Origin of the sequence: Curvibacter sp. APW13 (assembly GCF_032337135.1) — a bacterium.
Taxonomy (GTDB): domain Bacteria; phylum Pseudomonadota; class Gammaproteobacteria; order Burkholderiales; family Burkholderiaceae_C; genus Allorhodoferax.
Genome location: NZ_JAVXZZ010000001.1, coordinates 1,394,722 through 1,419,504, shown reverse-complemented (window position 1 = coordinate 1,419,504; position 24,783 = coordinate 1,394,722). Strand labels below are relative to the sequence as shown.

Sequence of the window (24,783 nt, the reverse complement as noted above, 5' to 3'; positions counted from 1 at the left end):
AGTCGCCTTTCGCGATCCAGTGCAACACGGATCGGGCAAACACCGCCACCCGCACGGCCGGCGTTGGGGCCACCGCCAACTCAACTCTTACAAGGACAAGTGCATGACGATGAAACGACGTGGTTTTCTGGCTGCAGGGTCGGCCGGCGTGGGGGCCAGTGTGCTGCCCGCACAGGCGGGGGCAGCGCCCCTGCTCGCGGCGGCACCAGAGCGGGTATTGGTCATCGGGGCCGGCATGTCGGGCCTGGCTGCGGCCAAGAAACTGCGCGAGGCAGGCAAGGAGGTGGTGGTGCTCGAAGCGCGCACCCGCATCGGCGGGCGCATCGACACGTATACCGGCTGGAGCGATGCGCGGGTGGACATGGGGGCCACCTGGATCCACGGCGACAGCGACAGCAACCCGCTGGCCGTGCTGGCACGCTCCATCGGAGCACGGCTGGCGACGACCAGCTACACCAGCTATGAAACCTTCGACTCCGATGGCACCAAGCTCGGGAGCACGGCGCGCAGCCAGCTCAAGAAGCTGCAGACCCAGATGGAGAATGTACTGGCCACGGCACAGGACGCCTCCACCGACCAATCGGTGCGTGATGCTGCCCGCGCTGGCCTGGGCTATGGCACCCGCTCGGAAGCCGACAAGAAGCGCATCGACTTCCTGGTCAACAGCACCATCGAACACGAGTACGCTGGCGACGCCACCAAACTGTCGACCTATTGGTACGACAACATGAGCGAGTACGCGGGCAATGACGCACTGTTCCTGGACGGCTACAAGGTGTTGCTCGATGCACTGGCCTCGGGCTTGGACATCCGCTTCGGCCAGGTGGTAACGCGCATTGCCTATGACAGCGCCGGTGTCACCGTGACCACCAAGTCCGGCAGCTTTGCCGCCAGCCGCGTGGTCGTGACCCTGCCGCTGGGCGTACTACAGTCGGGCTCGGTGAGTTTCTCGCCAGCCTTGCCCGCGGCCAAGCAGACCGCCATCAGCAAGCTCGGCATGGGCGTGTACAACAAGTGCTACCTGCGCTTCCCCTATGCGTTCTGGAACACCCAGGTGGACTGGATTGAGTACATCCCCGAGCGCACCTACTATGGCCAGTGGGCCGAGTGGGTGAGCTTTGCGCGCCCCACCGGGCAACCCATCCTGCTCGGCTTCAACGCCGCTGCCTTTGGCAAGACGATCGAGTCCTGGACTGACCAGGAGATCGTGACCGACGCCATGGACACGCTCAAAACCATGTATGGCGATGGCATTCCGGCGCCGACCAGCTGGGCCATTACCCGCTGGGCATCCGACCCGTACGCGGGCGGCTCCTATTCGTGCAACGTGCTGGGTTCGACCCCGACCATGCGCACCAACCTCGCGGCCAACGTGGCCAAGCGCCTGTACTTTGCCGGTGAGGCCACGGAAAAGACCAACTTCGCTACCGCCCACGGGGCCTACCTGTCGGGCTTGCGCGCTGCCAGCGAGGTTCTCTCCGGTTGAACGCTTTCGGCGCCGCACTGGCGCCATGGGGTCTTGCGGTCCGTCACTCCACTGCAAGACCCCCGTTTTTTGGCGCCGCCAGCTGTGCATTTTTTTAACACCCTCTGGCACGAAATCCGTGTTGCGCAACGCACGTGCGCCGCGCACCATGGCACCCGTTACTACTGTCCCAGCCTTCTGTCTTTTTCACCATGAGCACCCCCACCCAAGACCGCATGCGCGCCCTCAGCGGCCAGCACTACATCCACGGCCAGTTCCTCGCCGGCACCGGCGCCACGCATCCGATCACCGACCCCGCATCGCTGGAGCACCTCGGCCACTACGCCGATGCCACGGAGGCGGAAGTCAACCAGGCTGTAGCCTGCGCCCGTGCCGCGCAGCGCGACTGGTGGGCGCTGAGCAGCACCGAGCGCGCCGAGGCACTGCACGCCGTGGCCAACCGCATGGAAGCCATCGCCGCCGAAGTCGGGGAGTGCCTGACACGCGAAATGGGCAAGCCCTACCGTGAGGCCCACTGGGAAGCGGGTGCCAGCGCCTCGGCCTTCCGTTACTACGCCGAGTTGGCCCGCCACGACCAGGGCCGGGTCGCTGGGCCGGCCGTCGCCGGACAGTGGCACATGACCTTCAAGGAGCCGCTCGGGACCATCGTGTCCATCGTGCCCTACAACTTTCCGGCCCTGCTCTTTGGCTGGCAGGCCGCAGCAGCCCTGGCGGCGGGCAATGCCGTCATCGTCAAGCCCTCCGAATTGACATCGCTGACCCTGCTGATGCTGATGGAGGCCTTTGCCGAGCTCCCCCCGGGCCTGGTGCAACTGCTGACCGGTGGCGCGGCCGTGGGGGCGCAGCTGGTGGCGCACGAGCACACCCATGGCATCGCCTTCACCGGCAGCGTACGCGCCGCGCAGGCGGTGGCCAAGGCAGCGGCCGAGCGATTCAAGCCTGTGCTCAGCGAAGCCTCGGGCAACGACCCCTTCATCGTCATGCCCTCGGCTCCGGTGGAAGTCGTGGCCCGCGGGGCGGCGTTTGCTGCCTTCCTGAACTGTGGCCAGGTCTGCACCTCGGCCGAGCGCTTCTACGTGCATGAGGCCGTGTATGAGCCCTTTGTGCAGGCGCTGACCCGCCATGCCCAGGCGCTGCGCCTGGGCCACGGGCTGGACAAGGTTGACATGGGGCCGCTGGCCAACGAGCGCGAGCTGCTGCGCGTGGAGCGGGTGTTGGCTCGCGCCGTCGAGCAAGGTGCCGTGGTGCGCTGCGGCAACCGCCGCCCGCCCCAACTGAACAAGGGCTGGTTCTGGGAACCGACCGTGCTGGAAGTGCGGCACGACATGGAAATCATGCACCAGGAAATCTTTGGCCCCATTGCCCCCGTGTGCAAGGTGGCCAGCCTGGACGAAGCGATCCGCTACGCCAATGATTCGGAGTTCGGCCTGGGCGCCAACATCTACACCCACGACCTGAATGAAGCCATGCGGGCCGTGGCCGAAATCGAATCCGGCATCGTGTGGGTGAACACCCCCCTCAACGACAACGACTGCGTGCCGTTCGGGGGACGCAAGATGACCGGCAGTGGCCGCGAGCTGGGTGCCGAAGGGCTGGAGCAGTTCCGCCGCTCCAAGATGGTGATGATGGCCCCGCAGGCCCTGGACGACGAGGAGTGGTTCCCCTACCCCGACGCAGACGCCTTCGGCATGAAGGACTGACATGACGAGCCTGCTGGAACTCGACCGCAGCCTGGCTGCGGGGTCTTACTACGCGTGCACCACCAGCTTGCCCCCGGTGCAGGAGCCGCTGGTGGGCACGGTGCACTGCGATGTGGCCGTAGTGGGCGGCGGCATTGCGGGCCTATCGACCGCCATCGAGCTGGCGCAGCGGGGCCTGTCGGTCCACGTGCTCGAAGGCCAGCGCCTGGGCTTCGGTGCCAGCGGGCGCAATGGCGGCCAGGTGCTGCACAGCCTGGCCTGCGACCTCGGCGTGGTGGAACGCCAACTCGGTGCCGACGCGGCACGGGAAGTGTTCCACACCACCGTGGAAAGCATCCACCTGCTGCAGCAACGTTGCGCCGAGTTCAGCATCGATGCGGACTGGCAACCGGGTTATGTCAGTGTCGCGGTCAAGCCCCGCAAAGCCCGCGAACTGATGGACGACGCGGACATCCTGGAGCGGCGCTACGGCCATGTGCAGCGGCGCATCAGCGCCAGCGAGATGCCGGACTGGGTGAACTCGCCACGCTACCTGGCAGGGGTGTACGACCCGCTGTGCGGCCACATCAACCCGCTCAAATACACACTGGGGCTGGCGCGGGCGGCGCGCAGCCTGGGTGTCGTGGTGCATGAGATGTGTCCGGTACAGCGGTTGCTGCCCGGCGAGACCTGCACCCTGCGAACGCCCACAGGCACGGTGCGCGCGCAGCGTGTGGTGCTGGCAGGCAATGTGCACTTGCACGGCATCGACGCGCCGCTGCACGACCGCGTGATGCCGGTGGCGTCCTACATCATCGCCACCCAAGCCCTGGACCGCGAACTGGTGGTTAGCCTGGTGCCCAGCGGGGCTGCGGTGTCCGACAACAACGTGGTGCTGGACTATTTCCGCACCACCCCGGACCTGCGCATGCTCTACGGCGGACGGGTCGGGTTCGGGCGCACGCCACCGCCCGACTACGCCGCGGTCATGCGCGCACGCATGGTGCGCACTTTCCCGGCCCTGGCCAGTGCCCACATCGACTTCCAGTGGGGCGGCTACGTGGACATCACCATGAACCGCGCGCCGGACTTCGGCCGCCTGGGCCCGCACCAGAACGTGTACTACCTGCAAGGCTTCTGCGGCCACGGCGTGGCGCTCAGCGGCATGGCTGGCCGCATGGTGGCCCAAGCCATCGCCGGCGACGCTGCCCGTTTTGACGTGTTCTCGCGGCTGCGCCACCGGCCCTTCCCCGGTGGCCCCTGGCTGCGCACCCCGGCACTGGTGCTGGGCATGGGCTGGTACCGGCTCAAGGACGCGCTGGCCTGATCTTTTCACCCAACTCCACAGAAAGTGAGACATTCATGCAACACCGATTGACCCGATGGTTGGCGGCCACTGCCGCAGCCTGCGCCTGTCTGGTCGCCCAGGCGCAGGACGAGGAAAAAGTCCTGCACATGGCCAACTGGTCGGAATACATCGCCGATGACACGCTCAAGAACTTCGAGAAGGAAACCGGCATCAAGGTCGTGTACGACACCTTCGACAGCAACGAAATCCTGCATGCCAAGCTGGTCGCGGGCAAGACCGGCTACGACATCGTCGTGCCCTCGTCCACCTTCGTGCGCCAGCAGATCGACGGAGGCTTGCTGCGAAAGCTCGACAAGAGTCTGCTGCCCAATCTCAAGAACCTCGACCCGGCCTTGCAGGAGAAGCTGGGCATTGCGGACCCGGGCAACCAGTACATGGTGAACTGGTTGTGGGGCTACACCACGGTGGGCATCAACACAGAGAAGGTCAAGGCTGCACTCGGTGGCAAGCCCTTGCCCGATGACGCTTGGGATTTGGTGTTCAAGCCCGAATACATCAGCAAACTCAGGGGCTGCGGCGTGTCCTTTCTGGACTCCCCGTCCGAAATCGTTCCGCTGGCCCTGCTCTACCTGGGCAAGTCGGTGGACACCAAGAGTCCGGCCGACTATGCCGCCGCAGGGGCCTTGCTCAAGAGCATCCGCCCCTATGTGACGCTGTTCAACTCTGCAGGCTACATGAACGACCTGGCATCGGGCACGAACTGCGTGGCCATTGGTTGGTCGGGCGACTTGGGCAAGGCGCGTCGCATGGCCCTGGAAGCCAAGAACGGCAACAAGATCCAGACCTTGATTCCCAAGACCAGCACGATGCTGTTCTTCGACGGCATGGTGATCCCGGCCGATGCCCCCCATCCCACGAATGCGCACAAGTTCATCAACTACATCCTGCGCCCCGAAGTGCATGCCAACCTGTCGAACAAGCTCAGCTACGCCAACCCCAACCTGGCCTCCAAACCGTTCGTGAAACCTGAAGTGGCGAATGACCATACCATCTTCCTGACCGAGGCCGACATGGCCAAGATGGTGTCGCCGGCACCGCTGACCAACGAGGTGCGTCGCCTCATGGCACGCACCTACACCAGCTTCAAGTCCGGGCTCTGACGGAGGCGCCACCGCCGGGCTGCGCGCAAGTGGCCCCCTTGGGGGGCGCTGCGCGCGTTAGCCTCGGCGAAACCCATTTCATCGCGCAACAGGAGACACTGTGACCCAGCCCATCTATGTATTCGGATCGAAGGACGTTCCCGCAGAACATTACCGCAAGGAACCCGAGCGCCTGCTGGCAGGCAACCCACAGCTGACCGTCTGGCAGCACTACAGCGACAAGACAGGGCAATTCGCCGTGGGTGAATGGGCCGGTGACGTCGGAACCTGGCAGGTGAACTACACCGAAGAAGAGTTCTGCCAGATCATCGAGGGCGTAAGCGTCATCACTGCCAACGACGGCACTGCCGTGACCGTACGCGCGGGAGACCGTTTCGTGATTCCGGCCGGTTTCCAGGGCACCTGGCAGGTGGTCGAGCGCACCCGCAAGACCTACGTAGTCTTTGAGACCAAGTGATTCCGTCGTGAAGCGCTCAGCGAAGAGCGCTTTTCAGATTTGAGCGCAGTCCACAAAGGTTCTGAGTTCAGGCACACTCCATCGCATTCAACCTCGGGGGAATCACTTTGAGATAGTGGCTCGCCCCCTGCCATATGGCATGAAGGAGCGATGACGATGTACAACAGCCCCCACCCGGAAAACTTGTCGAAGGAATCCGTGTTCCTGGTGGTTGATGACTTTGACACGATGCGCCGTGTCACCGTCAATCAACTTCGGCTCTTAGGCGCCGAAAAGATTCTCGCGGCACGCGATGGCATAGAAGCCTTGCGGTTGTTGCGTCACCAGCCCGTCGACATGATTTTGTCGGACTGGAACATGCCGGTCATGGATGGGTTAAGCCTGCTTCTCGCCGTTCGGGCGGACGCCAAGCTGGCCGGCATCCCATTCATCATGATCACCGCGGAAGCCGAACGACCACGTGTCGAGTTGGCGATTGCCAACGGTGTGTCCTCGATGCTGCTCAAGCCCTATTCACCCAGACAGCTCATGTCCAGAATCCAGAAGGGATTCGAGTGGCGTCCGCGGCGCTTGGGATCCGTGAGTTCGCAGGATTCAGCGAAGGCGGGTGCTTCGCCGCCTGGACAGGACCCAAAGGCGATCCCGAGCATGGGAAGTGGTACGCGCGATCGCCCTCTGATTTTGATCGTGGACGACACGCCAGACAACCTGATGCTGCTCACCCAACTGCTCAAGGACGACTACCGTGTGCGTGTGGCTCAGAGCGGCGCAAAAGCACTCGAGGTCTGCACCGGTGACAGCCCACCGGACCTGGTACTCCTGGACATCATGATGCCGGGCATGGATGGGTTTGAAGTCGCGCAGCGCATGCGTGAACACCCCAGTTCGGAGTCCATTCCGGTGATATTCGTCACTGCAATGACCGACACCGATGCGCGCGTCAAGGGGATGGAACTCGGTGCAGTGGACTTCATCACCAAACCGATCAACCCAGACATCCTGAAACCGCGCGTGCGCAACTTCATGCGCTACGTCGAGTTGCGACGGAACCTGCAGGCTGACTACGACCAAATGGTTGAAGCCGCACAACTGCGCCAGGACGTAGAGCACATCACCCGGCACGACTTGAAGGGTCCGTTAGCCGGGGTCCTGGCCGTTGTGCAGGGGCTGATGCTGGACAGCAGCATGGCCCAGCAGCACGTTGAACAACTCAAGATCGTGGAAGAGACCGCTTTGCAAGTGCTCGGAATGGTCAACCTCTCTAGCGAGCTGTACAAAATCGAGAATGGGCAATACGCGTTGGATCCGAAGCCGGTTCCAGTGGAAGACATGTTGCGCCGGGTCGCGGAAATTGACCGCATCACGTTCGGCTCCAAGGACCTGACCATTTCAGTCGAAACGGAGAAGCGGGGTGACACCACCATGCTTCAGGCTCTCGGTGACGCCATGCTGTGCTACTCCATCTTCCAGAACCTGTTGAAGAACGCTTGTGAAGCCGCTCCTTCGGGAAGCCGCATCCGTGTCCAACTCTATGACCAGGACCCACTCCGCATTGTGATCACCAACTCGGGCGTTGTGCCCCAGGCCATACGTGACCGCTTCTTCGACAAGTACACCACGCAAGGCAAGGAGGGTGGTACCGGATTGGGGACCTATTCGGCCCGCCTCCTCACCGAGGCACAGGGAGGGAGCATTGCGGTTTCCGTGCATGATGAGACCGACACCACCACCATCACGCTGACACTGCCACGGGCTCGCGTGGAAGACCAGGGATAGCGGGCAGGCCACCCCACTTCTTCCCAAGCGCCGCACCAGCGCTTTGCTTGCGGCGTGCAGCGCGCGGGTCAGTCCATGTGTTGATCCAGCAAGGGTTTGAGCTGGCGAATCGCTGAATCGAAGTCAAACGCATCTACTGCACGCTGGACGGGCTGCAAGGCACGGCCAGCCGGCGTGTCTGCGCACTTCTCCAACAACGCGCGCACCGCATCTTCCGCCTCTGCATCACCTGCTATCAACTGCTGCAACAGGGACTCCGCTGCGGTGCGCGCGCCTGCATTGGGCCAGAACGAGCCCCCCGCAAAATCCTGCTCGATTGCCGGTGGTGTTTCAGGGCTTGTCTGGAAGACGCGCCGCAAATGGCCCAGCAAAGGACCCAGTTCGTCAAGTACACGCTCCTTCTGGGCTTGAAGAACTGCCGGGACAACCGCATCCAGGCAGGCCTGCTCCAGATCCATGGCCAATGTCGCCAAGGACTTGGCGCCCACGCTCGCCGCTTGGCCTTTGAGCGTATGTGCGAGCCGAACCGGCAATTGCATGTCATCGCCATCCAAGGCAGCCTCGAACTCCGGACCGAACGACGCGAAGGTCTCGATGAACCGACGCAGCTGACGTTCGTACAGCTGCACATCACCCGCGGTGGTCAGCAGCCCGGCACGCACGTCCAGCCCGACAATGGACAGGATTTCTGGCCGTACGCGGGCGCTTGACGCCGGTGCGACCAACGGCACCACGGGTGGCACTGCACCTTGGGCAGCGCGCTGGGGGTGGGGGGCAATCCAGCGTGCCAGCGTGGCAAACAGCTGCCCCACGTTGAGCGGTTTGGAAATGTGATCCACCATGCCCACGGCACGGGCGCGCTCCCGATCCGCAGCCATCACGTCCGCGGTCATGGCGATGATCGGTAAGTCCGCGCAGCGGGGCAGCTGGCGAATCGCCTGGGCGGCCTGGTAGCCATCCATCACCGGCATCTGTCCATCCATCAGCACCGCGTCAAACACGGCATCGCTGCGCAAACGTTCGAGCGCCTGCAAGCCGTTCTCGGCCACCTCCACCTGCAGGCCTGCGTTCTGCAGCAGCTCGACGGCAAGCTCGCGATTCATGGCGTTGTCTTCCGCCAGCAATACGCGGGCACCACGCACGCGGGCGATGTCGGCCTGCATCTGTTCGGAAACCTGACCGATGCGCAGCTTCGCCTCCAGCACATCGCCACCACCCATGATTTGCTGCAGGGTCCGCTCCAGCACCAGCAGCGTCATGGGCTTGGTCAGGACGGTGCGCACGGTAGAGACCAACTCTGCCGGCACATGGGCCATGTGGTCCATCCCGTAGGCGGTCACCAGTACCACCGGTGGCGTGCCCTCTCCCCAACGCTCACGCATGGCTGCTGCACACTGCAAGCCATCCAAGCCGGGCATCTGCAGGTCCATCAGCACCACGCTGTAGGGCTGGCCGCTTGCGACGGCGGCCGCCATCATCTCCAGGGCTTGGGTCGAGTCCACCGCGACGTCCGCCACCAACTCCAATTCAGACAGCAGCGCGCTGTGCACTTCGCGCGCATTGCGGTTGTCGTCCACCACGAGTGCGCGCAGGCCAGCGAAGCTGTGCGCCAGGCTTTGGGAGCGTTCCTGGCGCGCCTGCAAGGTGAACGGCAGGGCGAAGTGGAAAGTCGATCCCTTGCCGGCCACCGAACGGACGCCGATGTGTCCGCCCATCAGTTCCACAAGCTCCTTCGAAATGGCCAGCCCCAAACCGGTGCCACCATACTTGCGGGTGGTTGAGGCATCAGCCTGGCTGAACGACTGGAACAGGCGCGACTGCTGCTCCGGTGTCATGCCGATGCCCGTGTCACGCACCTCGAATTCCAGGGTCACGACACCTTCGGCGTCCTTGCGACCATGCACCGCGACGACCACCTCGCCCTGTTCGGTGAACTTGACCGCGTTGTTGCCCAGATTGATGAGGACCTGCCCCAAACGCAAAGGGTCCCCAACCAAGGCTTGCGGGACATCGGCATGGACTTCGAAGAGCAGTTCCAGGCCCTTGTCCTGCGCCTTCAATCCCACCAGGTTGGCCAAGTTGTCGAGCACGTCTTCCAGGTAGAAGTCGGTTTTCTCGACTGCAAGCTTGCCGGCCTCGATCTTGGAGAAGTCAAGGATGTCGTTGATGATGCCCAGCAGGTTCTCGGCCGAGCGGTGTACCTTTTCGACATAGTTGCGCTGCCGCGCTGTGAGCTCAGTCTGCAGGGCCAGGTAGGACATGCCGATGATGGAGTTCATGGGCGTACGGATTTCATGGCTCATGTTGGCCAGGAAGTCGCTCTTGGCCCGCGTAGCCTCTTCGGCGCGCTCCTTCGCAGAGCGAAGTTCTCCCTCGGCCAAGTCTCGGCTCTCGGACACCAGCACGATCCACCAAGTGGCCAGGCTCGACAACAGCGCCAACCCCACGAAAGCCCGCAGCACGAAGCTGCGCACGATCTCTGCCGCCTCGGACGTGAACACCTTGTCCAGCACCGGCTGCGTTCCCCACAACGCCGCTGCAAGCAAGGCCAGCATGAACGTCCAGATCAGCAGGAAGTTCGCCACGCGCAAGGTCGTGCGGGCACTCAGCGGGCGCGGCCACACTTGATTGAGGATCCGATGCACATATTCACGGTAGTGCGTGATCGGTCCCTTGATGGTGGGCTTGCAACTGTCATGGCAGGCAGACTCCAGCGTGCAGCACAGCGAACAGATCGTGCCGCCATGGTGTGGGCAATGGGCCGAATCGGCCACCTCGTAGTCCTGACCGCACACGGTGCAGGTCACCATGGTCTTGACCGGCACGGGAAAATGGCTTTGACGGGCAATGTAGTAGCGGCCCTTGGTCCACCAGGCCATGAGCGGAGACAGCGCGAAGGCCACCACTGCGGCAATGAGCCAGGAATAGGCCTGTGCCAGTTCACCCATCCAACCCGCAAAGGCGATAGAGGCGACGATGGACCCCACCACCATGCTGACCACGCCCACCGGATTCACGTTGTAGAGGTGGGCGCGCTTGAACTCGACGATCGGCGGGCTCAGGCCCAAGGGCTTGTTCACGGCCAGGTCGGCGACCACGGCACAGATCCAAGCCACCGCAATGTTGGAGTACATGCCCAGGACGTTGTTCATGGCCTCGAACAGGTCCATTTCCATGAGCAGCAGTGCAATACCGCAGTTGAACACCAGCCACACCACGCGACCCGGGTGGGAATGTGTGAGGCGCGAGAAGAAGTTGGACCACGCCAGCGAACCTGCGTAGGCATTGGTCACATTGACCTTCAGCTCGGAGACGATGACCAACAGCGCGCTGATCAACAGGGCAGTGTCCGGGTTGCTGATGGCGAATTGGTACGCGTGGTTGAAGATCTGAATCGGCTCCTTGGCATCGGCAATGGCCAAGCCCGCCACCACGGCCGAAGCAGCCAGCAGCGCGCCGCCCAGTTGCTTGATGAAGGCAATGAGAATCCAGCCGGGCCCCCCGGTGAACATGTTAAACCACCAGCTGACCCGGTTGTGTTTTCCGCGCTCGGGCATGAAACGCAGGTAGTCGACCTGCTCACCGATCTGGGCGATCAGGGAAAAGGAAATGCCCGCCGCGATGCCGAAATGCATCCAGTCGAATTCGCGGCTCTTGGATACGTCGCCACTGAAATTCAATAGCGCCGTGACTGCGTCAGGTTGGCGTGTGAACACGAAGTAGAACGGTGCTACCAGCAATGCGATCCATACCACCTGGGTCCATTGGTGAAAGCGGTTGATCGCGGTCACGCCATAGAACACGATCGGAATCACCACCACGGTACAAAGGATGTAGCCGAGCCACAGCGGGATGCCGAAACACAGCTTCACCGCCTGGGCCATGATGGCGGTCTCCAAGGCCAGGAAGATGAACGTGAACGACGCGTAGATCAGGGAAGTGAACGTGGAACCGACGTAGCCAAAGCCGCTGGCCCGGGTCAGCAGGTCCATGTCGATACTGTGCTTGGCCGAATAGTGGCAAATGGGCCAACCGACAGCAAGAATGACCAGGCCCGAAAAGACCAGCGCCCAAATGGCGTTCTGAAAGCCGAAATCCAGCAACAGGAGCGCACCAATCGCCTCATACGAGAGGGCCGAATTGGTGCCGATCATGGTGGCGCCAATAACGGCGGGCGACCATTTGCGAAAACTGGTTGGTGAATAGCGCAGGGCGTAATCTTCGATTGACTCGTTCGCCACCCACTTGTTGTACTGACGCCGCTGCGCGTCTACGCCCTGTGCTTCCATGGTCTCCCCCTGATCTATTGCGGTCCGAGGCGGTCGAGCTGCGCGGCTTTCGCCTGCAGGTCGGCATCGCTGTCGGCATAGCGCGCGGCAATGGCGCGGAACTCGTCTTGCACGGCAAGAAAGGCATCGACCAGGTCCGGGTCGAAATGGGTGCCTCGCCCCTCGGTGATGATGGCGACCGCCTTTTCGTGGGGCATTCCGTCCTTGTAGACACGGCGGCTGATCAGGGCGTCGTAGACGTCGGCTACGGCCATCAGGCGCGCGGAAACCGGAATGGCGTCTCCCGCCAGCCCTTCGGGATAACCAGAGCCGTCCCACTTTTCCTGGTGGTAGTAGGCAATGTCCTTGGCGTGGCGCAGGAACTCAACCTCCTTGCCCAGCTGCCGCTCCGCGGCCACGATGGCATCACGCCCCAGCGTGGTGTGGGTCTTCATGATCTCGAATTCTTCCGGCGTGAAGCGTCCGGGTTTGAGCAGGATGCGATCCGGAATGCCCACCTTGCCAATGTCATGCAGGGGTGCTGACTTGAACAGCAGATCGATCGTGGTGTCGTCCAGGAAGTAACCGAAGCGCGGATGACTCTGGACCTGGCGCGCCAGCACCCGCACGTAGTGCTGTGTGCGGCGGATGTGGTTGCCGGTGTCGCTGTCGCGCGTCTCGGCCAGCGATGCCATGGCGAGGATCGTGACGTCTTGCAAGGCCCCCAATTCGGCGGTCCGGCCGGCCACCTCGGTTTCCAGGAAACTGGCCTGGTCACGCAAGAAGTCAGCGGCGGCCTTGTTCTCCAGCTGGGTCCGCACGCGGGCCATCACTACGGCAGGGTTGATCGGCTTGGTGATGTAGTCCGCCGCTCCCAGTTCCAGGCCCAGGGTCTCGTCATCGGCAGAGCCCATGGCGGTGAGAAAGACCACAGGGATGTGCCGCGTGGCACCATCCGACTTGAGCACCTTGATGACGTCGTAGCCGGACAGTCCCGGCATCATGATGTCCAGGAGGATCAGGTCGGGGACCGGGGCAGTGCGGGCAAACTCGAGCCCCTTTTCCCCATTGTTCGCAACCTTTACCCGGTAGTGTCCCTTGAGCAACGAGGCCATGAGCGCCAAGTTGGCAGGGGTGTCATCCACTACCAGGATGGTGGGTTTCTGTGTGAAGTCAAGCACGTCGGATCCAAACATACATCAGGCGCAAGCAAACTGCGTGCCTGCACAAGGGGAGCCAGGAGAGCGCCAGCGGAACCGCATCCACACGCAGGCTCAACCGCTGACCCGCAGGCTGCGCAGCACGTTGACCAAAAACAATAAAACGGACACACCAACGATCGTGGACGAGATCCCCACAACGGGCTCGATGGCTGTGTTACCGAGCAGCATGAGTGCCAGGGCAACCAGCATCACCGGAGTGAACAATTGGTGCAGCCAGAACTGCACCTGCGCCAGCCTATTGCCCAGCTGCGCCGAGAACTGGCAATGCAGCAAGCCCATGAGTGCCATCGTGGCCCACCCGAGCAGGTTGATGTGCGCATGCACCGGCGCCAGCAGGAAGTCATGCGACTTGCCCATGTGCATGCCCAGCGCCACCCCGACCACCAGGTAGATCGCGGCCATCTTGATCCAGCGGATACCAATCTGCTTTCCCATGATTTCTCCTCGTCGTTAGGTTATCCGCCGATCTGCGTCGGAGGTGTGGCATTCTAGGCAGGCCGCTACGGCTCGGCAAACCTCCCCGAGCTCAGCTAGTACCATAGACCCTGTTGCTGCCATGGTGGCGGCTCTTCAAGCGTGTGAATCAGGTCATGGATACAGCCGTCATCATTGGCACTGCTGCCGCCCTGCTGTGTGCAGGGGGCGTCTACGTGGTCATGGAATACCACCATTTCGGCGAACGCCAGAAAGTGGGCAAGGAAGTGCTCAAGCACCAGACCGAGGCCAACGCTGTCCGCAAGGAACTGATTGGATACACCAAGTTTGCGGACTACCTGCCGCAAGCGAAGGCACACCTGCTGGACCATGCCCGCGATCTACATGCCAAGATCGTTCGCGAATACACCTACACCGAGACGTTCAACCGTGAGGCCAAGACGCTCAAGGCGCCGGTCACGGTCATCCAGCGCTACAACGTCGAGGCCCAGTTCGCGTTCGACCTCAAGCAGGGCGGCTTCGAACTCGTGGCCACGCCTGCGGGGCTGGAAGTGCACCTGCATGGCAAGCCCGCGCTGCAGGGCATTGCCAATTCACGCCCCGTGGCGCACGAAATCACCAACGAGGGTGTGCTGGAGAACGAGCCGGTCACGGTCAAGCAGATTCAGCAGAAGCTCATCGCCATCGCCCAGAAGCAGGCCGAGGCCATTGCCACCGAAGAGGCCCTGTGCGCCTTGTGCGAACGCAAACTCGCCGAGAGCCTGCGTGCGCTGCTCATCAGCCAAGCCGGTGTCAAGCAGGTTCCGGCCATTACCTTCGTCTACAAATGAACCCCACCTCGGTACCCGCCATGCTGCTGGCTGCAGGCCGCGGCGAGCGCATGCGACCGCTGACCGACAGTACCCCCAAACCCCTGCTGCAGGTGCGTGGCAAACCCCTGATGCAGTGGCCGCTGGAAGCGCTGGCACGCGCCGGTTGCCCACGGGTGCTCATCAACACGGCTTGGCTCGGGGAGCAGATCTCGGCTACTTTTGGTGATAATTTCGACCCACACCCCGCATACAACAAGCGTGAACCGCTCTCATTTTCGGAGCAACTGCAGCACACCATGGTGTTGCAGTATTCCCACGAAGGAATCGACTTCGGTGGCGCATTGGAAACCGCTGGCGGCATTGTGCGGGCCCTGCCACGGCTGTGCTCAAACGTCGGTCGAAGCCATGATGTCTTCTGGGCCCTGGCCGGTGACGTGTACGCCCCGGACTTCCCCTTTGCGCAGGCCGACGTCGATCGCTTCTTGGCCAGCACGGCATTGGCCCACATCTGGCTGGTGCCGAACCCCGAGCACAACCCCGGGGGCGACTTCGGTCTGGAAGCCCAGACCGGCTTGGCGCTGAACCTGCACGCCACCAGCGCGGCGCCACGCTACACTTTCAGCACTATCGGGCTATACAGGTCGGGCTTGTTTGCCCCGCCGTACTGCCACATCCCGCCCGGCAACCCGCATGGCGTCAAGGCCGCGCTGGCCCCGGTACTGCGCGCAGCCATGGACGCCGGCCGTGTCACCGCCACGCTGTATGAAGGCCGCTGGACCGACGTTGGCACGCCCGAACGCCTGGCCCAGCTCAACGCGGCCGACTGAATCGACTGCTTCCCATGAATGCGCCATCCCCTGATTACCGCTCGCGCCGCGCGGCCGTGGCACGCCAGATCGGCCCCCACGGCATCGCCATCGTTCCGACGGCGCCCGAGCGCCCACGCAACCGCGACAGCGACCACCCGTACCGCTTCGACAGCTACTTCCACTACCTGACCGGCTTCGGTGAACCCCATGCCTGGCTGGTGATCGAAGGCTCGGGGCGCAGCACGCTGTTCTGCCAGCCCCGCAATCTGGAGCGCGAAATCTGGGACGGCTACCGCCTCGGGCCGGACGCGGCCCCCGCTGCGCTGGGCGTGGACACGGCGCTGTCGGTGGAAACGCTGGATGCCGAACTGCCTGCCTTGCTGGACGGCAAGGACGGTGTGTGGTTCCCTTACGGCGCGCAAGAGGGTCTGCAAGCGCAGGTGGAGAAGTGGCTTGCGGCTGTACGTGGCAAGGCCCGCCAGGGTGCCCTGGCACCCCCGATGCAACGCGACCTGTGCGCCGTGCTCGACGAGATGCGGCTGGTGAAGGACGCCAGCGAACTGGCCACCATGCGCCGGGCCGCGGGCATCAGTGCCGGAGCCCATGTACGCGCCATGCAGAAGAGCGCCCAATGGCTGCGCGAAGGCCGTGCGCTGCGCGAATTCCATCTGGACGCCGAACTGCTGCATGAGTTCCGTCGCCACGGCGCGCAAAGCGTGGCCTACGGCAGCATCGTTGCGGCCGGTGCCAACGCCTGCGTGCTGCACTACCGTGCCGACGCGGCGCCGATCCGGGACGGTGACCTGGTGCTGATCGATGCCGGGTGCGAGCTGGATGGCTATGCCAGCGACATCACCCGCACCTTCCCGGCCAACGGCCGCTTCACCGGCCCCCAGCGCGCGCTCTACGAGCTGGTGCTCGCCTCCCAGCAGGCGGCGGTGGCCGCCACACGACCCGGCGCGCGCTTCAATGACCCGCACGACGCCACGGTGCGGGTGCTGTCGCAGGGCATGCTCGACCTCGGGCTGCTAGACCGCAACCAGGTCGGCGGTCTGGATGACGTGATCGAGAAGAAGGCGTATACCCAGTTCTACATGCACCGTACCAGCCACTGGCTGGGCCTGGATGTGCACGACTGCGGCGATTACAACGAACCGACGCAACTGAACGAGACGACGGAACGCATGGACCCGCTGACCGGCAACCGCCTGGTGCAGCGTCCCAGCCGCATCCTGCGCGAAGGCATGGTGCTCACCATCGAGCCCGGTATCTACGTCCGCCCCGCACCTGAAGTACCGGCGCAGTACCACCACATCGGCATCCGCATCGAGGACGACGCGGTGGTGACCGCGCAGGGATGCGAACTCATCACCCGCGGCGTGCCCGTGGAGGCCGACGCCATCGAGGCGCTGATGCGCGGTTAGGAGCCTGGGCGGTAGAAGGCATCGTAGCGAAACGGGTGGGAAAAGAGTCCAGTTTGGGCCCACTTTTTAGGACGGTAGCCGTCGCTACCGCCGGAGAAATGGGTGCGAAGTGGGACTTTTCTCCACCCGTTGCAGCTGATGCACTTCTGCCGCCCAGGCTCCTCAGGGTCGGTTCAGCGCGGCGCGATCCACGCCGCAATGCGCGCCACCACTTCGGCCTCGATTCCGTTGTAGCCGTGGAACGCCATGGCCTCGCAGGGGTCGCCGCGGCTGACACCACCGGTGAAGCTGATCAGCTCCTTGCGCGGGGACTGCGTCAGCTTGTCGAGAATGGGCGGTACATCGCTGAATGCGCACAGGCTGCAGCCGTCCTTTTCGTGGTGTACCACCAGCACCGGCACGCGCACCCGCTCCAGTGGCATGGCATTCACCGAACGGCCCTTGGGGTCGGTGGCGATGCTGGAAGTGAGCACGATGCCGTCCGGTGCCTGGGCACCCTGGAGTTCGGTGGCCAGGTAGGCCACGGACTGGGTGCCCCGGCTGGTGCCCACCAGCCATACCGGCTGACGAAAGCGTTCACGCGCCCAGACCACCGCGGCGCCCACGTCGGCCGCGTGTTCGGGGGTTTGTCGGTTGCCCGCAAGGTACGGTGGCACCTGCCGGTCGGAAGGTGCATCGATGACCAGCACCGCCAAGCCTTGCTCGACCCAGAGCTTGCGGGTACGCACCACGAAGTTGCCTTCGCCCCAGCCCAGCGTTCCGGTAGGGCTGATCTGCAAACCACCGTGCCCTCCGGCAAAGTTGACCACCACGGCCTTCGGGGACTCGGGCGCCAGCACCAGCAGGCGCTGGCTCACGCCGGGCCGCGTAGGCAGGTCCACGACTTGCGCCGAGGCCTGGGCCCACGCAGACAGGGCCGCGCAGGCCCAAACCAACACCGTCGAACACAACGATCTCACGGTTCACTCCCTGCGCAGGCGTCGATGGTGGCGCACTGCCGACTGGCAGGCACGGCGATACTCCTGCAAGCGCTCCTGGGCGCGGCCCAGCACCGTATCGGGATCGAACGGGCCAACTTCGACGGATAGCTCCAGCCCGCTGGCAAAGCCCGTGAGCAGCTCGATGCCGTCGCGCACATGGTCGGCGGTATACACCGTGAACAGCCCCTGATCGACGGCATCACGCACACTGGCGTCAAGCATGAGGTGGCGCGCGTTGCGCCGCGGAATGAGCACGCCCTGCTCGCCATCGAGCCCCTGGGCAGCACAGACGCGAAACCAGCCTTCGATCTTTTCGTTGAGGCCTCCCACCGGAAGCACCTCACCATGCTGGTTCACCGCGCCCGTCACGGCGATTCCCTGGCGCAGGGGCATACCGGAAAGAGCGGACAGCAGGGCGTAGAGCTCAGCGCACGAGGCCGAGTCACCCTCGACGCCCATGTACTCCTGCTCGAACACCACCGAAGCACTCAGCGCCAGCGGCGCCAGGTGCGCAAACAGGGCGCGCAGATAGGTCTGCAGGATGAAGACGCCCTTGTCGTGGATCGGACCGGACATGCTGACTTCGCGCTCGATGTTGAGCACGCCCTGGGTGCCGGCAAAGGTACGGGCCGTCAGGCGCACCGGCAGTCCGAAGCGCCAGTCGCCCAGGTCGATCTGCGTGAGCCCGTTGACCTGGCCCACCTGCATGCCCTGCAGCGAAATGATGCAATCCCCCTGCGCGATGGACTCCCGCAGGCGCTGCTCCGGGTAGTCGTGGCGCAAGCGCCTGGCCTGCAGCGCCGCGGCCACGTCCGCCGGCTGCACCAGAGCGGCACCACGCTGGCTGCATTGGCTGGCGCTTTCCACCACCAGTGCCTCGGTCTGCGCAAACACGGCACTCTGGCGGGTCTGGTCGTCGACCGCGCGGTGCGACTGCTCGATGACCGCCGCCACCGCTGCGCTGCTGAAGTGGGACAGCCCCAGGCGCCGGCAGGTGTGCGCGACCAGCACCGCCGTCCCGTGGCGGGTTTCGTCGGTGGCTGCAATGCTTTCGGCAAAGTCCACCTTGACGCGGAAGCGCCGGGCAAACTCGGGGTCGGCCTCCTGGAGTTCGTAGTACTGCTCCACGGAGCCGATCAGCACCAGCTTGACGTCGGCATCGACCGCCTCGGGCACCATGGCCACGCTGGCCAACGGCATGACCGCCGCCGCCGGCTCCTCGATCTGTACCCGCCCGCTGCGCAGGAAGCGGCGCAGCTTTTCCCACACCAGCTCATCCGCCAGCAGGTCACGCAGGTGCAGCACCAGGAACCCGCCATGCGCCTTGAGCAGGCTGCCTGCACGGATGCGGGTGTAGTCCGTCACCATGACGTCTTCTTCGGCCTGGTAGTCGATGCCACCGAACAGGGCCCGCACCACCGGGTTCTGCTCCACGATCACCGGCGCGCCGGTGCGGCCCGAGTTGTCGACCACCAGATTGACCGTGTAGCGCTGCAGCACGGACTGCAGGGCTTCGCGCCGGGTCGATTCGATTTCCTCGTCTTCCTGGGTCGTGAACAGTTCCAGGTGCTCCAGCACGTCATGCTGCACCTGATCCAGGTAGGCCCCGAGCTTGAAGCTGTCCTTGATCTGCTTTTTCAGCCCGACGCGGATCTCCTGCATCTCGCGCTCGAGCAGGGGCTTGACCAGCTGGCGGCGCAGCGTCACCAGCGACTCCATCATGGTGCGCTCCAGCGGCCGCACCACTTCCAGAAATCGGTCGATCTCGGCGCGCAGGGCCTGCTCGTCGCGCTCCATTTCCAGCCGACGCTCCTTGGGCAATGCACGGGCCTCGGTTTCGGTCAGGGCCTTGCCGTCTTCCCCCGTGAGCGTGAACACCAGGTGGCCCGACTCGCGGTACAGCACGAAATGGCGGGCCTCGGCAAAGGCATCCAAGGTCTCGTAGGCCTTGGCCTCACTGCCCTTGTAGCTGGCACGGATGCGCTCGCTCTCGGCCTTGAAGGTCTCGCCCGACAGGCGCAGGGGAATCTCGCGCTGCAAGGTCTGGCACAGCGCCACCATGTGCTGGCGCAACTCGCGCCCCTGGCCCGGGGGCATGCGCAGGGCCCGCGGGCGCTCGGGAACATCGAAGTTGTGCAGGTAGCACAGATCGGCCGGAACGGCCCGCGTCGCCGCGATGGCGTTGACAAGTTGCACCAGCAGGGTGGAACGGCCGCTGCCCACTTCTCCGAGAACGAACAGGTTGTAGTCCGGCTGCTCCATGGTCAGACCGAACCGGGCTGCCTCCTGGGCGCGTTCCTGCCCGATCCACGGCACCGTTTCTTCCAGTAACTCCGTGGTATCGGCAAACCCCAGCGTATCGGGATCGATGACCAGGGACAAGGCGGTACGAGGCAAGGCGTGCGCGCTCACAGGGCTCCTTCGACAGCGTGGACAAGGTGCACCAGTATGCACCCGCCCAGCCGGTGGCGCGCACCGCCCCCGTCAGACCAGCTGCGCCAGCGAAGCCGGGTTGAAGGCGTGGAGCTCGTCGTTGCGTCCGTCGCGCACCTTGGCAGCCCAGTCCGGGTCGGTGATGAGCGCGCGGCCTACCGCCACCAGATCGAAGTCGCCTCGGTCGAAGCGGCGCAGCAGTTCGTCCAGCGAAGCGGGTTGGCTGGACTCGCCACCGAACGCCGCAATGAATTCGCCGCTCAGGCCCACGGAGCCGACCGAGATGGTGGGCACGCCGGTGAGTTTCTTGGCCCAGCCGGCAAAGTTCAGGTCCGAGCCCTCGAACTCGGCTTCCCAGAAGCGGCGCTGCGAACAGTGCAGGATGTCGGCCCCGGCATCCACCAGGGGCTGCAGCCAGGCGGCCATCTCTTCGGGCGTTTGGGCAATGCGGGCGCTGTAGTCCTGCTGCTTCCACTGCGATACGCGGATGATGACCGGGTAGTCGGGGCCCACCTCGGCACGCACGGCGCGCAGGATGTCGGCCGCAAATCGGCCGCGGGCGGCCAGGCTGCCACCGTAGGGTGCGCTGCGCTGGTTGGTACCCTCCCAGAAGAACTGGTCGATCAGGTAGCCATGGGCGCCGTGCAACTCCACCGCATCAAAGCCCAGACGCTTGGCCGCCCCGGCTGCGCGCGCAAAGGCGGCAATGGTGTCGGCAATGGCCTCGTCGGTCATGGGTTCGCCAAACTGCTTGCCCGGGCGTGACAGGCCCGAGGGGGAGTCCACGGGCGGGGGCGCTGTCCAGGTGGTGCGCGGGTTGCGCGCCGCGCCCACATGCCACAGCTGCGGTGCCATCAGGCCCCCCGCTCCGTGCACGGTGTCGATGACGTTTTTCCAACCCGCCAGCGCTTCCTCGCCCCAGAAGAACGGGACGCCTGGGTCATTGCGGCTGGAGGGGCGCTCCACCACGGTGCCCTCCGACACGATCAGGCCCACGGCAGCCGCGGCGCGCTTGCGGTAGTACTCGGCCACATCGGCACCGGGCACGCCGTTGGGCGAGAAGGAACGGGTCATGGGGGCCATGACGATCCGGTTCGGCAGCTTCAGGGTCTTGTGCTGGAATGGCGTGAACAGGGGGGCAGCAGGGTGCATGCAAAGGCTCCGGAGGTCGTAGAACGGGTCCGCCAGCGGACCACAGGCGCCAGTGTAGGCCGAGGCAATGTCGAAAGCGGTTTGGTCCTGTCGCGCAGGCGATTGGTGTCGCTACCTTTTTGGTAGCTGTTTGCGCAATCCTCACGCGGGTTAGGGGCTGATTTATTGCTCAGAATCAGTCACAATGGGCCATGCATCGGACTGGATCCCCCTCTTTGGGCTTCGCCCTGTTCCCTACTCCGCTGGGGCCTTGCGGCCTAGCGTGGTCACAACGGGCAATCACCGGCTGCCAACTGCCCGAAGCCACGCCGACCCTGACGCTGCAACGCATGGAAGAGCGCTTTCCGGGGCTGGGCGCGGTGAGCGCTCCGCCGTGGGTTCAGGTGGTCATGGCGGATGTGGCGGGCTTGCTTGCGGGCGATGCCGACGCCCACGCCCGGCTGGGCACGGTGGAGCTTGACATGAGCTTCGCTCCACCGTTCCATCGCGAGGTCTGGGAGGCAGCCCGGCACATTCCGATGGGAGAGACACTGAGCTATGGCGAACTGGCTGCACTGCTGGGCCAGCCCGGCGCCGCCCGCGCCGTGGGCCAGGCCCTGGGCGCGAACCCCTTCGCCCCCATCGTGCCTTGCCACCGCGTTCTGGCCAAAGGCCAATCGGCCGGTGGCTTCTCGGCCCCAGGTGGCGTGGACACCAAACTGCGCATGCTTCAGGTCGAACATGCCCGCTTCGGTGCCCCCGGCCTGTTTGACGCGCTTTGACCCCGCAGGCTGGATTGGCTCCCTGCGTTTGCCAAAAGCGGGCCTTGCCTGAGTGCCAGCTCCCGGCACACAATGGACTGGTGCAGCCCGGCGCATTCCTGTGCGTCTTTCTCTTGCTCCCGTTTTCGTAGTGTGCTGCGCAGTGTCCTCGGGGGCTTTCGCCACTTTTTATCTTTTATGCCACTCAGTACTCCAGCAGGACGTCAGGCTTTCTTTGCACAACACGGTGTTCGCGACGTCGAATGCCTTTTCCCCGATGTGTCGGGTTACCCCCGCGGCAAGCTCATGCCCGCCGCCAACTTCGCCGCCGGTGGTGAGCTGCGCATTGCGCAAGCCATTCCCATGCAGTGCGTCACCGGGGACTACTCCTACGACCCGATCTTCCCGGACTCCGACCCCGACGTTCGCCTGGTACCCGACTATCGCACGCTCAAGCTCGCCCCTTGGTCCAGCGTACCGCGCGCCTTCGCCATCCACGACTGCATGGAGCTCGATGGCAGCCACTGCGCCTTTGCGCCGCGTTCCGTGCTCAAGACGGTGGTGGAGCGCTACACCGCCCAGGGCCTGCAGGCCGTGGTCGCTCCCGAGATCGAGTTTTACCTGACTGCCGCCTGCACCGATCCGTCGCAACCGCTGCAGATGCCGCCTGCCCGCAATGGTCGCGCCGAAGTAGGCCAGTCGGCCTTCAGCATGAACATGCTCAACGAGCTCGCTCCCTTCTGGGACGAATTCCGTGACGCACTAGACGGGCTGGGCGTGCGGGCTGACACCTGGATCCACGAGGTCGGCCCCACGCAGTACGAGATCAACTTGCTGCACGGCGACCCGGTGGAGGTGGCTGACCAGGCCTTCCTGTTCAAGTACGCCGCCAAGGAGATCGCCATCAAGCACGGGCTCAATGCCGTTTTCATGGCCAAGCCGATTGCCCGCGAGGCGGGCAGCTCCATGCACCTGCACCAGAGTGTGGTGGACAGCCAAGGCGTGAACATCTTCAGTGATGCCGAAGGCGGTGAGACCGCGGCCTTCCGCCACTACATCGCGGGACTGCAAACCTACGTGCCCGACCTGATGCTGGTGTTCGCACCGCACGTCAATTCCTATCGCCGCTTTGTTTCAGGCAGCCAGGCGCCGATCCATCTCGGTTGGGGGTACGACAACCGTACCAGCGGGCTGCGCGTGCCCCATTCCAGCCCGGTGGCGCGCCGCGTCGAGAACCGCATCGCCGGGGCTGACGCCAACCCCTACCTGGCAATCGCCGCGACACTGGCTGCAGGGCTTGCCGGCATGGACGAGAAGCTGCAGCCCACGGCACCGATGGCCGCCGGGGAGAATGGCTACGACCAGGGCCACGGATTGGCCCGCAGCTTTTTGCCGGCGCTGGAGCAGATGCAGCAAAGTGCTAGCGCGCGCCGGCTGATGGGCGACGGATTCGTGACCGCCTATACCGCGGTGAAGTCGCTGGAGTACGACAGCTACCTGACCGAGATCAGCGCCTGGGAGCGGCGTTTCCTGCTGCCGCAGGTTTGACTCCCGAAGAGCTCGCCAGACGCCGTTCGGAGTGCGTGGGCTGGGCCGCTGCAGGTTCAGGCCCACACACTCTGGACACCCTGAATGCTCCCTTGCAGGAACTTGCCCCCCATCCGGATCGCTTTGCTGGCGAAGTTGCAGTGGTGACGGGGCAGCGCGGGTTCAGCGCTTCTTGGCTTTGGCGCGCAAGGCGTCATGCAATGCCACGTATTCCTGCGTGAGCTTGTGGCGTGGGTCAAGGTGGACCATGGGCGTCGCCTGCTCGTGGGACTCGCGGACCTTCACGGATGCGCTCAGATAGGGCTGCAATACCGGCAACCCTTCTTCGATCAGTTCCTGCACCATGCGCTGGGGCAGGTTGGCGCGCGGCTGGAACTGGTTCACGATGATCCCAGCAACATGCAGTCCTTCGTTGTGGTCGGCCTGGATTTCCTGCACGTTTTCGAGCAGGGTATAGAGCGCACGGCGCGAGAAGTCATCACAGTCAAACGGGATCAGGCAGCCCTGCGCGGCGATCAGGGCACAGCGACTGTAGAAATTCAATGCTGGCGGCGTGTCGATGAATATCTGGTCGTACTCCTGCCCCAGGTGTTCGAGTGCATCGCGCAGTTTGTAGATCTTGTGGCGGGATTCAAGCTTCCCATGCAACTCGTCGAGCTCGGGGCTGGACGGCAATACATCGAGGTTGTCCCACTGCGAGCTCACGACGAAGTCCTGGGCCCCTTTGTCGCGTATCGTGAACTTGAGGCTTTGTTCGAAGAACTGCGCGGCATTGGGCAGATCGTCCGGCAGTTCGTGGCCCAGCAGGTAACGGGTGGCGTTGCCCTGGGAATCCAGATCGATAACCAAGGTGCGCAGACCCTGGGCCGCACTGATGGCAGCGAGGTTGCAGGCGATGGTGGATTTCCCGACCCCACCTTTTTGATTGAAGACGACGTAATGCATGCTGAGCCTGAAAAGGGGTGACGCTGGTTAGTGTACGTCGTGCCATATTGCACATTACGAAAGGCCAGTTTACTTTATGGATTAGAAGCCTACAATGCGCAGCCCCATCCCCCGTCCATGCCCGGTCCGTGGCACAGTCGGGTTTTC

Annotated in this window: 18 protein-coding genes; 11 read left to right on the top strand and 7 right to left on the bottom strand. The window is 64.0% G+C overall.

The window, feature by feature from the left end; all coding sequences use genetic code 11:
• The first annotated feature begins 103 nt into the window (after positions 1-103).
• The 6 genes from RQP54_RS06560 to RQP54_RS06535 all read left to right on the top strand — a co-directional run bounded on the left by RQP54_RS06560 (position 104) and on the right by RQP54_RS06535 (position 7,867).
• The gene (locus RQP54_RS06560) at positions 104-1,486 is read left to right on the top strand and encodes a flavin monoamine oxidase family protein (RefSeq protein WP_315677370.1); all 1,383 of its coding nucleotides are present in this window, start codon (positions 104-106) and stop codon (positions 1,484-1,486) included.
• A 191-nt stretch (positions 1,487-1,677) separates the two neighbouring features.
• Complete coding sequence (locus tag RQP54_RS06555) at positions 1,678-3,186, top strand: aldehyde dehydrogenase family protein (RefSeq protein ID WP_315677369.1); 1,509 nt, start codon at positions 1,678-1,680, stop codon at positions 3,184-3,186.
• Between the two features lies 1 nt (position 3,187).
• On the top strand, positions 3,188-4,492 hold the full coding sequence (locus RQP54_RS06550) for an FAD-binding oxidoreductase (protein ID WP_315677368.1): 1,305 nt from the start codon (positions 3,188-3,190) through the stop codon (positions 4,490-4,492).
• Positions 4,493-4,527: 35 nt separating this feature from the next.
• Positions 4,528-5,634, top strand: coding sequence for a polyamine ABC transporter substrate-binding protein (locus tag RQP54_RS06545; RefSeq protein ID WP_315677367.1), 1,107 nt, complete (start codon positions 4,528-4,530; stop codon positions 5,632-5,634).
• Positions 5,635-5,734: 100 nt separating this feature from the next.
• Entirely contained in the window at positions 5,735-6,091 is a 357-nt protein-coding gene (locus tag RQP54_RS06540) for a cupin domain-containing protein (RefSeq protein WP_315677366.1), read from the top strand.
• A gap of 156 nt (positions 6,092-6,247) precedes the next feature.
• A complete protein-coding gene (locus RQP54_RS06535; protein WP_315677365.1) occupies positions 6,248-7,867 on the top strand; it encodes a response regulator in 1,620 nt (539 codons plus the stop codon).
• A 68-nt stretch (positions 7,868-7,935) separates the two neighbouring features.
• Here the strand turns inward: RQP54_RS06535 and RQP54_RS06530 are convergent, their stop codons facing one another.
• From RQP54_RS06530 to RQP54_RS06520, 3 genes are all read right to left on the bottom strand, one after another.
• Positions 7,936-12,156, bottom strand: a complete 4,221-nt coding sequence (locus RQP54_RS06530) for a response regulator (protein ID WP_315677364.1) — start codon at positions 12,154-12,156, stop codon at positions 7,936-7,938.
• Between the two features lie 14 nt (positions 12,157-12,170).
• Entirely contained in the window at positions 12,171-13,331 is a 1,161-nt protein-coding gene (locus RQP54_RS06525; RefSeq protein WP_315677363.1) for a two-component system response regulator, read from the bottom strand.
• A gap of 78 nt (positions 13,332-13,409) precedes the next feature.
• On the bottom strand, positions 13,410-13,793 hold the full coding sequence (locus RQP54_RS06520; protein WP_315677362.1) for a hypothetical protein: 384 nt from the start codon (positions 13,791-13,793) through the stop codon (positions 13,410-13,412).
• 155 nt (positions 13,794-13,948) lie between these two features.
• Between RQP54_RS06520 and RQP54_RS06515 the strand changes: the two genes are divergently transcribed.
• Genes RQP54_RS06515 through RQP54_RS06505 form a run of 3 tightly spaced genes read left to right on the top strand, consistent with a single transcriptional unit; the run spans position 13,949 to position 16,838 of the window.
• On the top strand, positions 13,949-14,623 hold the full coding sequence (locus tag RQP54_RS06515; protein WP_315677361.1) for a hypothetical protein: 675 nt from the start codon (positions 13,949-13,951) through the stop codon (positions 14,621-14,623).
• Positions 14,620-15,432 (top strand): nucleotidyltransferase family protein, encoded by an 813-nt coding sequence (locus RQP54_RS06510; protein WP_315677360.1) that lies wholly within the window; start codon positions 14,620-14,622, stop codon positions 15,430-15,432. Before RQP54_RS06515 ends, RQP54_RS06510 begins: the two co-directional genes overlap by 4 nt.
• 14 nt (positions 15,433-15,446) lie before the next feature.
• Positions 15,447-16,838 carry an aminopeptidase P N-terminal domain-containing protein gene (locus RQP54_RS06505; RefSeq protein WP_315677359.1) on the top strand — a complete coding sequence of 464 codons (1,392 nt, stop codon included), beginning with the start codon at positions 15,447-15,449 and terminating at the stop codon, positions 16,836-16,838.
• A 173-nt stretch (positions 16,839-17,011) separates the two neighbouring features.
• Here RQP54_RS06505 and RQP54_RS06500 read toward each other — a convergent pair whose 3' ends face one another.
• The 3 genes from RQP54_RS06500 to RQP54_RS06490 all read right to left on the bottom strand — a co-directional run bounded on the left by RQP54_RS06500 (position 17,012) and on the right by RQP54_RS06490 (position 21,403).
• Positions 17,012-17,797: an alpha/beta hydrolase gene (locus RQP54_RS06500; protein WP_315677358.1), complete on the bottom strand. Its 786-nt coding sequence runs from the start codon at positions 17,795-17,797 to the stop codon at positions 17,012-17,014.
• Positions 17,798-17,800: 3 nt separating this feature from the next.
• Positions 17,801-20,230 carry a Lon protease family protein gene (locus tag RQP54_RS06495; protein ID WP_315677357.1) on the bottom strand — a complete coding sequence of 810 codons (2,430 nt, stop codon included), beginning with the start codon at positions 20,228-20,230 and terminating at the stop codon, positions 17,801-17,803.
• 72 nt (positions 20,231-20,302) lie between these two features.
• Positions 20,303-21,403: an NADH:flavin oxidoreductase gene (locus RQP54_RS06490; protein WP_315677356.1), complete on the bottom strand. Its 1,101-nt coding sequence runs from the start codon at positions 21,401-21,403 to the stop codon at positions 20,303-20,305.
• Between the two features lie 191 nt (positions 21,404-21,594).
• On the opposite strand from RQP54_RS06490, the gene RQP54_RS06485 reads away from it, so the two are divergent.
• Both RQP54_RS06485 and RQP54_RS06480 read left to right on the top strand, forming a co-directional pair.
• Entirely contained in the window at positions 21,595-22,164 is a 570-nt protein-coding gene (locus RQP54_RS06485) for a methylated-DNA--[protein]-cysteine S-methyltransferase (protein WP_315677355.1), read from the top strand.
• Positions 22,165-22,422: 258 nt separating this feature from the next.
• Positions 22,423-23,691, top strand: a complete 1,269-nt coding sequence (locus RQP54_RS06480) for a glutamine synthetase family protein (protein WP_315677354.1) — start codon at positions 22,423-22,425, stop codon at positions 23,689-23,691.
• A gap of 162 nt (positions 23,692-23,853) precedes the next feature.
• Here RQP54_RS06480 and RQP54_RS06475 read toward each other — a convergent pair whose 3' ends face one another.
• Positions 23,854-24,636, bottom strand: coding sequence for a ParA family protein (locus RQP54_RS06475; protein ID WP_315677353.1), 783 nt, complete (start codon positions 24,634-24,636; stop codon positions 23,854-23,856).
• Positions 24,637-24,783: the final 147 nt, after the last annotated feature.